The organism is uncultured Granulicatella sp. (genome assembly GCF_963515095.1).
In the GTDB taxonomy this organism is placed as follows: domain Bacteria; phylum Bacillota; class Bacilli; order Lactobacillales; family Aerococcaceae; genus Granulicatella.
This window is the reverse complement of sequence record NZ_CAUPXD010000006.1, coordinates 40,616-54,398: the sequence shown is the minus strand read 5'-3', so window position 1 is coordinate 54,398 and position 13,783 is coordinate 40,616. Positions and strand designations below refer to the sequence as shown.

The window sequence follows — 13,783 nt, the reverse complement described above, 5'->3', positions numbered from 1 at the left end:
AGATGCGAAAAATAAGGAGTGTGTTATGAAAAAAATTGCTACGAAGGTATTCTTGATTAGTGCAAGTTTGCTAGTATTTGCAGCCTGCTCTAATACAAAGAAGAGTGCTGAAAAAACTGTTCAAGAAGTACAAGATACCTTACCTGTGGTTGTTGATCATTTAAACAACATCCAAACTTTTGAAGCAAATTTGCAAAATGATTGGGAAGATGATATCTCTGATGATTCAACTCTAGCAAATTACGCTAAGAAAAAAGGTAAAGTTTTTGATAATCTACAACAAAGAAGAGATATTCAAAAACAAATTACTAAAACGTTAAAAGTGATTCGTGATGATGCGTCTCACCTTAGTAATTTACAAGACAAAAACTTGCCAAGTGTTGAAATTAAAATTGTAAGCTTAAACTTGCAAAAAATTGTCGACAGTATAACGGATTATATCAAAAAATCCGAAGAACAATTAAATAATGAACAACAATTCTTTGTTGAAATTTCTGGAAATAAATTATCAAATGATGATTTAAGAGAGAAAATCAAAGTTTTGAATCAAGCGGCCATTGATCGTCAAAAAATACTTGAAGAAATTAACGAACCTCTGACAGCCATTGACAAACCAATCCGAATTCTGAAGGCTCGCTTGAGTGCAAGAAAGGAGTAGTTGAATATGGAAAAAATAAATAGAATTGTTCGTATTCTTTTATTAGGAATGTTCATCCTTCTTTTTAATTCTGTTCATGCAGAAGAAGAAGAAAATCCACAAAAATTAACCTTAAGAACTTCAAGTTTATTAAAAGTTCCCGTAAATTTTCCTACAACTAGTACTTATGATTCAGGAATTACGATACCCTATCCAAGAGATGGTGTTAAAGGGATTTATGTTCAAGCATTTAGAGCAAAAGGAGCTGAACTAGATAGAATTGTTCAGTATGTTGATAAAACAGATGCTAATGCTGTTGTAATCGATGTTCGTGATGGATATGGAAAAATTACAATGCCATTAGATACGGATAATCAAACAATCCAAAATAATACCGTAAATGAAATTACAGACACAAAACAATTACTAAAAACTTTGGAAAAACATCAAATCTATCCAATTGCTCGAATTGTAAGTTTTGGGGATCACTTAGTACCCTATCAAAATCCTGATTTAACATTCCGCACGCAAATGGGAACTGTTTGGGAAAATGATGAAGGTGAATCTTTTTTAAATCCTTTCCTAAAAGAAAATTGGGAATATATTGCTGAAATTGCTGTAGGTGCAGCTAAAGCAGGATTTAAAGATATCCAATTAGACTATGTACGTTTCCCGCTAGGGTTTGAATTAATTGAAAAATATTTAGATTACGACTTAGGGGATTACAATCATTACACTGATATGGATGAGGCACGTATTGCTGCAGTCACAGACTTTGTAGAATATGTTCGTGCTAAGTTAAAACCTTACGGCGTTCATCTTTCTGCCGATATTTTGGCACACGCGATTACCGCTTCAAAAATCGGTGGAATTGGTCAAAAATTCACGGATATTGCAGAACATGTTGATGTTATTTCTCCTATGATTTTCCCAAGTCACTGGGTAAATGGAGCTTTCGGTGTAAAAGAACCGGATAAACAGCCTTATGATATCGTGAGTCAATATATGAAAATTGAGAATGGGTATTTTAAAGATTTAAATCCCTCTCCTACTTCAAGACCTTGGATTCAAGCATTCACAGCTGATTATTTAGGCGAAGGAAACTATCAGTTATATACAGCTGATGTCATTAGTCAAGAAATTAAAGCTTTAAAAGAAGCCGGAATTAAAGAATACCTACTATGGAATGCAGCCAGTCAATATTCAACAGAAATTGATTTTTAAGACAAAGAAAAGACAGAATCGAATTTGATTCTGTCTTTTTTATACGCCAAAGACTTTCTATAGTAGTATGAGCATGATAAGCCACTGGCTTATCACGCAGGAAATTTTGAGACCAAGGCTCAAAATTTAGCTATGAAACTCGCAGAGCGAGTTTGCTAGCGTCCTAATACTACTATTACAAAGAAAGTCTATTAAAATTCATAGACGTTTCTTCATAAAAAATATGATCCACCCCAAAGACTTTATATAGTAGTATGGGCATGATAAGCCAATCGGCTTATCACGCAGGAAATTTTGAGACCAAGGCTCAAAATTTAGCTATGAAACTCGCAAAGCGAGTTTGCTAGCGTCCTAATACTACTATACAAAGAAAGTCTATTCAAAATTGTATACAAACTTCTTCAAGACCGTTTTCGTCAATCCATCCGCAACATTTAACAATATTGAACCATTACTTGTACGATCCACTAAACTTAAGTCCATTGGACGAATCTCTTTCATTTCTCCATTTATCGAAACAATAACATATTCTTGTTTTGACGTAATAGTACCATCTAAATAAACAACACGGTGAGGATTACTCTTCAATTCTCGTAAGACCATTAACCCTCTCTTAGCTCTTGTAAGCATAGAAACTTCTAAAATATTGAAGCGTTTCACCGCTCCACGTTGAGTCACCATAAAGGCTGAAACAACTTTATGATCTGGACTATAAACCATTGCACCAGCAACAAAATCATCTTTTCTTAAATTAATCGCCTTAACTCCACTTGCAACAGTACCTACAACAGGAACTTCACTTAATTCATAACGTAAGCCAAAACCACAATGCGTCACAATAAAAATTTCTTGCTCCTGATTTGGAACTAGCTCAATAGCTACTACTTCATCCGTTGCAGTCTTTAATTTAATGGCATTACTTGTACGAGTTTTATAGCCTCGATACGTATTAAATTCATTCAACGCAGTTTGTTTCACAAGTCCTTCTTTTGTAAAGAATACAACTGTCCAGTCTTGATAAGCATCATTACTATCTTTTTCTTTCACTATACCGGCTAAAATAATTTCATTTGTCGCTAAAGAAATGGATTGACTTAAATGATGCCCTACATCTTTCCATTTTGCTTCAGGAATTTCATGAACTGGTAGATGTAAATAATTCCCTTTAGACGTAAATAACACTAAACTATCTAAAGTTGATACTTTTTGAACTAGTAAGACTTCGTCCCCTTCACGCAATCCATTCTCTTCAGGAGCACTCGAAGCAAAGGAACGCGGACTAACACGTTTGTAATACCCTTGTTTTGTAGCTACTACATATACTTCTTCTTCCGGAATTAAGATTTCTGTTTCAATTTTAATTTCTTTAATTTCTGCTTGAATTTCTGTTAAACGAGGTGTCGCATATTTTTTCTTTAACTCACGTAATTCTTGTTTCATAACTTGTAATAACGTTTTTTCTGATTTCAAAATACTTGTTAAAGTCGCTACACGTTCATTTAAGTCTAGTTTTTCTTCTTGTAAAATTGTAATATCTGTATTTGTTAAACGATATAATTGCAAGCTTACAATTGCTTCTGCTTGTGTCATTGTAAAATCATAAGTTTCGACTAATTTTTCTTTCGCATCTTTTTTATCATTACTATTGCGAATTAATGCAATCACTTCGTCTAAAATCGATAAAGCTTTCATTAAACCATCTACAATATGTAAACGATCTTGGGCTTTATTTAAGTCAAACTGAGTTCTTTTTGTAATGACTTCTTTTTGATGGGCAATATAAGAATCGATTATTTTCTTCAATCCAACTTGCATTGGACGTCTAGCATCAATGGCAACCATATTGAAGTTATAATTAATTTGAAGCTCGGTATTTTTTAGTAAATAATTTAAAATTCCTTCTGCATTGGATTCTTTTTTCAACTCAATGACAATTTGTAAACCAGTACGGTCTGATTCGTCCCTTACTTCTGCAATGCCTTCAATTTTTTTATTTAAACGAATTTCATCAATTTTCTTCACTAATAAAGCTTTATTCACTTCATAAGGAATTTCTGTGACAACAATTTGACTCTTTCCACCTTTAATGGCTTCAATGGATGTTTTAGAACGAACCACTACTTTCCCTTTACCGGTTTCGTATGCTTGTTCTAATTCATCAATTCCTTGAATGATCGCTCCAGTTGGAAAATCTGGTCCTTTTACAAATTGCATTAATTCCTTAACTGTTGCTTTTGGGTGATCAATGGTATGAATGGTTGCATCAATGACTTCACCTAAATTATGTGTTGGAATTTCAGTTGCATAACCAGCAGAAATCCCTGTAGCACCATTGACTAATAAATTCGGAAATCGAGCAGGTAAAACTGTTGGTTCTTCTTCTGTATCGTCAAAGTTTAAGACAAAATCAACAGTTTTCTTATCTAAATCACGTAATAATTCTTCAGAAATTTTTGATAAACGAGCTTCCGTATAACGCATGGCAGCAGCTGGGTCTCCATCCATACTACCGTTATTCCCATGCATTTCTACTAAAACATCTCTTAATTTCCAATCTTGGCTTAAACGAACCATCGCTTCATAAACTGATGAATCCCCATGAGGATGATAATTACCAATTACATTACCGACAGTTTTAGCAGATTTTCTAAATTGTTTTTCGCTTGTATTCCCTTCTACAAACATCGCGTATAAAATACGTCTTTGTACAGGTTTTAATCCATCTCGAATATCTGGTAAGGCACGATCTTGAATAATATATTTGGAATAACGTCCAAAGCGATCGCCCATTACATCTTCAAGATTTAACTCTTGGATATCTTGTTGCAAGCTCATATTATTCCTCCTCCATTAAAAGTGATAATTGTTCAACAGATGATGGAGAATTTATTTCTTCTTTTGTAGCTTTAGAAACTTTTGGTTGTTCATTCACTGTTAAATGCCCCTCTGTTTCTAAAATACTCTTTCCATCTTCTAAGCTAAACTCCACGTGACTTTCAATCCATTTTCTACGTGGCTCAACTTTATTCCCCATTAATGTACTTACACGACGTTCAGCTTGAGCTTTATCATCGATGACAACACGAATTAGTGTTCTTGACTCAGGATTCATCGTTGTCTCCCATAATTGGTCTGCATTCATTTCACCAAGACCTTTATAACGTTGTAATAAGTAGCCTTTACCAACTTTTTTAATTTTTTCCTCTAATTCTTTTTCAGTCCAAGCATATTCTACAACTTGTTTCTTACCAGTACCTTTTGAAATCTTGAACAATGGAGGTAACGCTAAATAGACTTTTCCTGCTTCAATTAATGGCTTCATATAACGATAGAAGAATGTTAATAGTAATACTTGAATATGCGCTCCATCGGTATCGGCATCGGTCATAATGACAATTTTATCGTAGTTACAATCTTCAATATTAAAGTCATTCCCAACTCCAGCACCAATTGTATAAATAATGGTATTAATTTCTTCATTTTTTAAAATATCGGATAAAGATGCTTTCTCCGTATTAATCACTTTTCCTCGTAATGGTAAGATTGCTTGGAATTTACGGTCACGCCCTTGTTTAGCTGATCCACCCGCAGAATCTCCCTCTACTAAGTAAAGTTCATTCTTTTTAGGATTTTTCCCTTGAGCAGGGGTTAATTTCCCGGATAGAAGTGTTTCTTTTTTCTTTCCTTTTTTACCATTACGGCTCTCTTCTCTGGCTTTACGACTCGCTTCACGTGCTTCTCTTGCTTTTAGAGCTTTACGAATTAATTCTTGAGCGATTTCACCGTTTTCTGTTAAAAAGATTCCTAATTGTTCAAAAATCGTATTATCTACAATACTTCTTGCAGCTGGAGTTCCTAATTTATCCTTCGTTTGTCCTTCAAATTGTAAAATCTCTTCAGGAACACGTAATGAAACAATCGCTGTTAAGCCTTCACGAACGTCACTACCTTCTAGATTTTTGTCTTTTTCTTTTAATAGCCCCACTTTACGAGCATATTCATTAAAAGCTTTTGTTAAGGCAGTTTTCATCCCAACTTCGTGAGTTCCACCATCTTTTGTACGAACATTATTAACAAATGATAAAATTGTTTCAGAATAACCATCATTATATTGGAAGGCAAATTCTGTTTCTACTCCATCAATCGTACTATTGAAATCTACAATTGGAGATAAAGTATCTTTTTCTTCATTTAAATATTGAATAAAATTACGAATACCTTCTTCATAACAAAATACATCACTTGTATCCGTTCTTTCATCCGTTAAAGTAATCGTTAATCCTTTTAATAAAAAGGCTGATTCGCGTAAACGTTCCGCTAAAGTTTCATAAGACCAAACAATAGTTGAAAAAATATGTTCGCTTGGTAAGAAACGAACTGTTGTCCCTGACCCTTTACGATTTGTTTTTTCTTTTTTTATGGAACTAACTTTTTCTCCACCTGTTTTAAATGTTTGAGTATATAATACGCCATCACGTAATACTTCTACTTCTAACCAATCCGATAAGGCATTTACAACGCTGGCTCCTACCCCATGAAGTCCTCCAGAAGTTTTATATCCACCTTGTCCAAATTTACCACCAGCATGTAAAACGGTAAAAATAACTTGAATTGTTGGAATTCCTGAAGCATGTTTTCCGGTTGGCATTCCTCGCCCATTATCTCTTACAGATAGTGAGCCATCTTTATGAATTGTGACATCAATCTTACTTGCATATCCAGATAAAGCTTCATCGACTGCATTATCAACAATTTCATAGGCAAGATGATGCAATCCACGATGGTCAGTTGAACCGATATACATCCCTGGACGTTTTCGAACGGCTTCTAAGCCTTCTAATACTTGAATTGAATCATCATTATATTGGTTAGTGACTTTACTCATTCACGATTCTCCTTCTTCCTATTTATAAAACATATCTACTCTATCATACTTAATTTTTCAAATATTGCAAGAATTCTTCCTAGCAACCTTTAAAATCATACTAATTTTTTTAAAATATGCTATAATACAATGAGTATTATTTAAATTTAACGGATAAAGGAGAAAGACATATCTATGCTATCTATTTTTTTAGGTGCTACGATGGCATACTTATTAGGATCCATTCCTTCTGGATTATGGATTGGACGTAAGTTTTTTCAAATTGATATTAGACAACACGGAAGTGGAAATTTAGGAGCTACGAATTCTTTTAGAATTCTTGGTAAAAAAGCAGGAACGATTGTTTTATTAATGGATCTTTTAAAAGGTTCGATTAGTGTTCTTCTGTTAAAGCAAATGGATTTACACGGGGTTTCCCCTCTCATTATTGCATTATTTGCTGTAATTGGTCATACGTATCCATTATTTGCAAATTTCAAGGGTGGCAAAGCTGTTGCGACTTTTGCTGGAGTTATATTAGCGTATCAGCCTGTATTATTTCTAATTGGTTTAGGAATCTTTATTTTAACTTTAGCTATTTCAAAAATGGTAAGTTTTACAAGTATGCTAACAATTTCAATAGGTGTTCTTTTATCTCTATATTTTCAAGATATGGTTCTGACAACAATTGCACTACTTGCCGATATCTTTATCATTTATCGACACCGTACGAATATTCAAAGAATATTAAATGGTACAGAAGCTAAAGTTGATATATTTAAACGTAATAAAAGATAGGAAGAAAAATATTTTTTGGTTGTGAGGTCGCCAGTAGCCTCTTCGAGTCTCTTGGCTAAAATTCGAGCCTTGGTCTCGAATTTCACCTGTAATGGAAGCTAGTTCTCTAGCTTCCATTACTTTCACTACAAAAAATTTTTCCTCCTATTTTTTATACTCTAATACGTAATTTCACACTATCAAAATCTTATACACTTTCTTCAATTTCTTGTTGCAAATTGAGTCTCATAATCTGTTTCATCAAGTATCTTTCTTACTTTTCCTATATCTATTTCTAGACTGTGAATAATAGATACAATCTTATCTGCCCAGCCTTTAAGTAAACCTGTTAACGATAATTATTGTAAAAATCCTCTAAAATCTTCTCTTGTGGCAAACGTTTTGCTGTTAACCCATTATCTTGTACTTAAATTAATACAATTCGTAAACCTTCAAAATTAGCTGTGAATAAGAAAACCTCTAATAAATTCAACATCTCTCCAGTATTTGTTTTTCATATAGACGAGAAACTAGTCTAACGACTAAACAATAATATTCCTTTCGAATCTGTCAAATATTAAAAAACGATTAATGGTGTAAATAAAGATAGGAATAAAAATTTTTTTTGTAGTGAAAGTAATGAAAGCTAGAACCTAGATTTCATTACAGGTAAAACTCCAAGACGGTTTCACCGTCTTACTCATGACAGAAACAAAATTTGGTACTATACTTACCTTAGAGAACAATACTAATCCGTTCGAATTATTGGGGAATTGTCGTTCCTGTCAGGAAAACTGGATGAACAGGGGTCATGAGAAAACTCGATTATGCCTAGAGCATGAAAATAAAATTACATTTTACCTTCTGTTCCATTGTTCTTAAACAATTAGAATAGGAGGTTTTATTATGGATGTAATGCACCCAATTTGTTGTGGAATTGATGTACATCAGAAATCCATTGTTTGTTGTATTTTAGATGGCCCTCTAACTTCAAATGAACCTAAAAAATATCAAACAAGCTTTGGTACCACAACTAAAGAATTAAATGCAGCTCTTGATTGGCTACTTGAACATCAAGTTACCCATGTTTTCTTCGAAAGTACAGGACAATATTGGATTCCTCTTTTCAATATCTTTTCAGATTCTGGCTTAGAATTAATCCTTGCCAATCCTCAACATATTAAAAATGTCCCTGGTCGTAAGACAGACGTCAAGGATGCTGAGTGGATTGCACAACTTGGTCGGTGTGGTTTAATTAACCAATCTTATATTCCTTCTCAAGAAGTGCTTCAATTACGTTATTTAACTCGTTATCGTCTCTCAGTAAAACAACGTTTAACTCAAATAAAAAATCATATCCATGTTATTTTACAAAGAGCTAATATTAAAATAACAAGTTACTTAGCAGATATTTTCTGCAAGACAGGACAAGCATTGTTGACTCTATTTATTGATGGTGAAGTTATCAATGAAGATAATGTCGAAAGTTGCATACATGGTAGAATAAAAGCCTCTACTAGACAATTAATTGAAGCTATGGAAGGTAAACTATCTACAGTGGATCGTTTTCTAATTAAAGAATGTATGGAAGAATATCAACTTCAGAAAAAGATATCAGAAGAACTCAATAAAGAAATAAATGAATATATTTTAGATCATTTTCCTGAAGAATATCAACTTCTTCTAACAATTCCTGGTATTAGTGATAATTGTTGTGCCACTATATTAGCTGAAATTGGTCCAAATGTTGATGCTTTTAAAACAGAAAAGAAGTTAGCTTCATGGGCTGGAATGTGTCCAGGTTCTAACGAAAGTGCAGGTGTTAAAAGATCTTCACACACGACGCAAGGCAATAAATATCTTAAACAAGCCTTAGTAATGTCGGTGTTAAGTGTTCAACGTGCTAAAGAAGAAACCTTTTCACTTTTCTATCAGCGAATATCCAGCAGAGGAAGTAAAATGAAAGCTATTATCGCTTGTGGTCATAAAATGCTTAGAATTATCTATAAAATACTTCAATCGCACCAACCTTATAATAGTCAAAAAGCGTTAGGTCTGCGACAACAGACTAACGCTTAATCTTTGACAATTAAAAAAATTTTTCACTTATATTATAGCATAGGTAGTATCTTTTTGTCTTTTTTTGGTACTTTGTTTCAAATAAAATTCGAGACCAAGGCTCGAATTTTAGCCATGAGACTCGCTTGCGAGGCTGCTGGCGACCTCACAAACAAAAAATATTTTTTATTCCTATCTTTTATATATTAATGGCGATTTTACAATAAGTTCTATACTTACAAAACGAAAAAGGAATAACCTACTTTCTAGTAAGTTATTCCTTTTTTCTATAAATTTTTTAATTCAGCATTCAATGCTTGGTGAATGTGTTGGTTCTTGATACGTAAGAATGTTCCTTTTGTTCCTAAACTTCTACTCTCAAGTACACCTGCAGATTCTAATTTACGAATCGCATTCACAATTACCGTACGTGTAATATCAAATTCTTTGGCAATTTTTAATGCAGTGAATCGTAATTCAATCCCATCAAATAATGATAAAATAATTTTAATGGCTTCAATTTCGCTATAAGAAAGAGATTTTAAAGCTAGATGGACATTTTGTTTTTCTCGGTTTTCTTGTTCAATTCGTTTCGTTTGCCAGTGCAATAATTCTGTTCCAATTACAGTGGCAGCATGCTCTGCTAAAATCAAATCTCCCGCTGAAAATGATTCTTTAGCTTTCCCCATTACAACAAATCCTAAACGGTTCCCAGAAGCATAAATCGGAATGATCGTTGTTTTTGCTTCAAGATATTCCTGTTTTAATTCCACAGGAAAAATCGTTAATTCAGCATCTACTGATATATTTTCTAAATTTGTTTCAATAGAATTCAAAGCATTCATATAAAAATCAGGAAATTGTCTTGTTGAAACATATTCATGCATCCGAGCATTATTTAACTGGAATTGATCATGAAATCCTAGTATCCTACCTTCTGGTGAAGCAATAAATAAATCCACTTTCAATAGAGTCCCTAATACACCACTTAAAGTATTAAATGGTAAATCAGCCTTTTCATCTAATGTCCATAAATTATCATATTGTAAAACCGAATTGATTTTTCTTAAATCCTTTAGTACTTGTTGCAATGTTCTCTCTCCTTCCTATAAAATATAACGACTTAAATCACGATCAGCAGTAATCGTATTTAATTTTGATTCCACATATTGCTCAGTAATTTGAATACTTCCCATTTGCATCTGAGGAGCTTCAAATAATAATTCTTCTAATAATGTTTCTAAAATAGTATGCAATCTTCTTGCGCCAATATTTTCCATATTACTATTCACTTCAAATGCTGTTCTAGCAAGTGCTGAGACAGCTTCTTTTGTAAAGATAACTTCAACATTTTCAGTAGCCAATAATGCTTTATATTGTTTTAATAGAGCATTCTTCGGTTCTGTTAAAATACGTTCGAAATCTTCTTTTGATAAATCTTGTAATTCCACACGAATTGGGAAACGACCTTGTAATTCAGGCATTAAATCGCTTGGTTTAGCAACATGGAAAGCTCCAGAAGCAATAAATAAAATATGATCAGTTTGAATGGCACCATATTTTGTTTGAACTTGGCTTCCTTCTACGATAGGTAAAATATCTCTTTGAACACCTTCTCTAGAAACTTCCCCTCCATTATGTCCTTTTGCAGCAATTTTATCAATCTCATCAATAAAAATAATTCCTGATGTTTCTGCTAATTTTAATGCTTCTGCATGTACATCATCTTTATTCACTAATTGATTTGCTTCTTGTTCTGTTAAAATATCTAAAGCTTCTTCTACACTAACTGTACGTTTTGAACGTTTTTTAGGTGTCATTTGGTCTAACATGGATTGGATTTGCATCATTTGCTCCATTCCATTCGAATTGCCTGCCATACGTAATGGTTTTTCTTCTACTTCAATCGTAACTTCTTGATTTTTTAATAAACCATTTCTCAATTGTTGCTCAATTTCACGTCTTGATGCAGCAATTTCCTCTGTTACTTCTTCTTTTTCCTCTTGTGGTAGTTCTGTTTTTGGTAAGCCCATTGATTGGAATAAATTCATTAGAGAATCTTGTTGAGGATTTGCCACTTTTTTCATGATGCCAGGTTTTAAAATTTTTGCTAATTTACGAACAGCTTTATCATAAGCTTGAGGACGTACATCTTCTTGCTTTTGTTTCTGAACAATACTAATCGCATTTTCAACTAAGTCACGAACCATCGATTCTACATCACGACCGACATAACCCACTTCTGTAAATTTAGTGGCTTCTACTTTAACAAATGGAGCATCAACTAATTTAGCTAAACGTCTCGCTAATTCTGTTTTCCCTACACCTGTTGGTCCAATCATTAATAAGTTTTTAGGCGTCACTTCTTTTTGCATTTCTTCATCTAATAATAATCGACGATAACGATTACGTAGAGCAACTGCTAAAGCACGCTTGGCACTAGCTTGACCTACAATAAATTGGTCTAATTCTTGTACGACCTCTCTAGGTGTCTTACTAATTTTTGAATTCATTTTCCCGTCTCCTATACTACTTCTGTAATAATTGCATCATTTGTATACACATCAATTTCTGAAGCAACTTTTAAACTTTCTCTTGCAATATCTTCTGCACTTAAATTTTCATCCCCAAAACGTAATAAAGCTCTAGCAGCTGATAATGCAAAGTTCCCACCTGAACCAATTGTTAAAATCCCATCATCTGGTTCAATCACTTCACCAGTACCTGAAACTAATAATAATTGATCTTTATTCATTACAATCAGCATCGCTTCTAATTTTTGTAAAGTACGGTCAGTTCTCCATTGTTTTGCTAGTTCAATAGCTGCACGTTGCAAATTCCCTTTAAATTGCTTTAATTGATCTTCAAACATTTCTTCTAAAGTAATCGCATCTGCAACACCACCAGCAAAACCAACGACGACTTCTCCACCGAAAATACGTCTAATTTTTCTAGCGCTACCTTTCATAATAATTCTTTCACCCATGGTAATTTGACCGTCACCTGCAATAGCAGATTGATTCCCTTTTTTAACGGCACATATTGTTGTCATTTTAAAACCTCCTATGGTTTATGGTTAAATCTGGATGCATCAAAAGTATCTTCCTCTTGTTTTGCTCTAGGAAAATATAATTGATAATTTTGTTGCAAAGCATCTTTTGTGACATGTGTATAAATTTGAGTAGAACTTAAACTAACGTGTCCTAATAATTCTTGAACAGTTTTCATATCTGCTCCATTATTTAATAAATGAGTCGCAAAAGTATGTCGCAACATATGCGGATGAATTTTTAATTGTAATCCACTTTCTTGTAATAATTGATTTAAAATGTAGCGAACACCTGTTGTTGTTATCGGATCACCTAGATGATTCACGAATACAGAAGCATGTTCTTTTTTATATTGGCTCATTAAAGAAGTTCGACTTTCTTCTAGATACAGCTGTAAAGCTTCTGTAGCAAAATCTCCGATTGGAACATAACGTTCTTTTGAACCTTTCCCAATGACTAAAATAACGCCATTTTTTAAATCTAATTGCTGTAAAGTTAATTCAGTTAATTCACTCACTCGCATCCCTGTAGCATATAATACTTCAATTAACGCACGATTACGTTGGTCTAAAGGCTGATTTCCATCAATGGAAGCAATAAATTTTTCCATCTCATCTTCATAAAAAAATTCAGGAAGTCGTTTTTGTCCTTTTTTATAAGAAACACTCGCAAATGGATTTTCCTCAACAAATTCATGTTCTAATAAGTATTGATAGAACGATCGAAGGCTTGATAAAAATCGTGATATACTGGAACGATTATATTGTTGTTGATGTAATTTCCCAAGATAAATTCGTACGTCCACTGCTGTAACTTCTGATAATTGTGTTAATGGAATTTCTTTTAAAAAGATCAAAAATTGTTCAATATCTCGTTGGTACGCTTCAACTGTTTTTATCGAATATCTTCTCTCGACTGTTAAATATTGAATAAATGCATGAAATTGTTCTTCCATTTAACGACATCCTTTCTCCATATAAAACTGTAGCATAGTTTCTAACAACTGACAACTAAATTGTCAAAATTTTCCAAACAATTTTCACTACAAAAGAAATCTCCTTTGTTGCAAAGGACGCTAGCAGCCACCTGCGGTGTCTCATAGCTTAAATTTGAGCCTTGGTCTCAAATTTACCTGTAATAAAATTCGAGTCGAATTTTATTACTAATGCAACT

At 33.4% G+C, this 13,783-nt stretch carries 10 protein-coding genes; 4 read left to right on the top strand and 6 right to left on the bottom strand.

The features are described from left to right. Nucleotides 1-25 precede the first annotated feature (25 nt). Together RWL86_RS02740 and RWL86_RS02735 are read left to right on the top strand one after the other, a co-directional pair. Nucleotides 26-658: a YkyA family protein gene (locus RWL86_RS02740; protein ID WP_314077065.1), complete on the top strand. Its 633-nt coding sequence runs from the start codon at nucleotides 26-28 to the stop codon at nucleotides 656-658. 6 nt (nucleotides 659-664) lie between these two features. After that, nucleotides 665-1,861 carry a putative glycoside hydrolase gene (locus tag RWL86_RS02735; protein WP_314077064.1) on the top strand — a complete coding sequence of 399 codons (1,197 nt, stop codon included), beginning with the start codon at nucleotides 665-667 and terminating at the stop codon, nucleotides 1,859-1,861. Between the two features lie 375 nt (nucleotides 1,862-2,236). On the opposite strand, the gene parC is transcribed toward RWL86_RS02735, so the two are convergent. After that, nucleotides 2,237-4,696, bottom strand: a complete 2,460-nt coding sequence (gene parC / locus RWL86_RS02730; protein WP_314077063.1) for a DNA topoisomerase IV subunit A — start codon at nucleotides 4,694-4,696, stop codon at nucleotides 2,237-2,239. Between the two features lies 1 nt (nucleotide 4,697). Continuing rightward, complete coding sequence (gene parE / locus RWL86_RS02725) at nucleotides 4,698-6,746, bottom strand: DNA topoisomerase IV subunit B (RefSeq protein WP_314077062.1); 2,049 nt, start codon at nucleotides 6,744-6,746, stop codon at nucleotides 4,698-4,700. 174 nt (nucleotides 6,747-6,920) lie between these two features. Here parE and plsY point away from each other — a divergent pair, with 174 nt between their 5' ends. Both plsY and RWL86_RS02715 read left to right on the top strand, forming a co-directional pair. Further along, the gene (gene plsY / locus RWL86_RS02720) at nucleotides 6,921-7,523 is read left to right on the top strand and encodes a glycerol-3-phosphate 1-O-acyltransferase PlsY (RefSeq protein ID WP_314077061.1); all 603 of its coding nucleotides are present in this window, start codon (nucleotides 6,921-6,923) and stop codon (nucleotides 7,521-7,523) included. An 885-nt stretch (nucleotides 7,524-8,408) separates the two neighbouring features. After that, nucleotides 8,409-9,581 (top strand): IS110 family transposase, encoded by a 1,173-nt coding sequence (locus RWL86_RS02715; protein ID WP_314077060.1) that lies wholly within the window; start codon nucleotides 8,409-8,411, stop codon nucleotides 9,579-9,581. Nucleotides 9,582-9,847: 266 nt separating this feature from the next. Here RWL86_RS02715 and codY read toward each other — a convergent pair whose 3' ends face one another. The 4 genes from codY to xerC are packed head-to-tail and all read right to left on the bottom strand — an operon-like array spanning nucleotide 9,848 to nucleotide 13,565. Continuing rightward, nucleotides 9,848-10,651 (bottom strand): GTP-sensing pleiotropic transcriptional regulator CodY, encoded by an 804-nt coding sequence (codY, locus tag RWL86_RS02710; RefSeq protein WP_314077059.1) that lies wholly within the window; start codon nucleotides 10,649-10,651, stop codon nucleotides 9,848-9,850. A gap of 15 nt (nucleotides 10,652-10,666) precedes the next feature. Then, nucleotides 10,667-12,073, bottom strand: coding sequence for an ATP-dependent protease ATPase subunit HslU (hslU, locus tag RWL86_RS02705; RefSeq protein WP_314077058.1), 1,407 nt, complete (start codon nucleotides 12,071-12,073; stop codon nucleotides 10,667-10,669). A gap of 11 nt (nucleotides 12,074-12,084) precedes the next feature. Next, entirely contained in the window at nucleotides 12,085-12,612 is a 528-nt protein-coding gene (hslV, locus tag RWL86_RS02700) for an HslVU peptidase proteolytic subunit (protein WP_006702671.1), read from the bottom strand. A gap of 11 nt (nucleotides 12,613-12,623) precedes the next feature. Further along, nucleotides 12,624-13,565: a tyrosine recombinase XerC gene (gene xerC / locus RWL86_RS02695; RefSeq protein ID WP_314077057.1), complete on the bottom strand. Its 942-nt coding sequence runs from the start codon at nucleotides 13,563-13,565 to the stop codon at nucleotides 12,624-12,626. Nucleotides 13,566-13,783 lie beyond the last annotated feature (218 nt).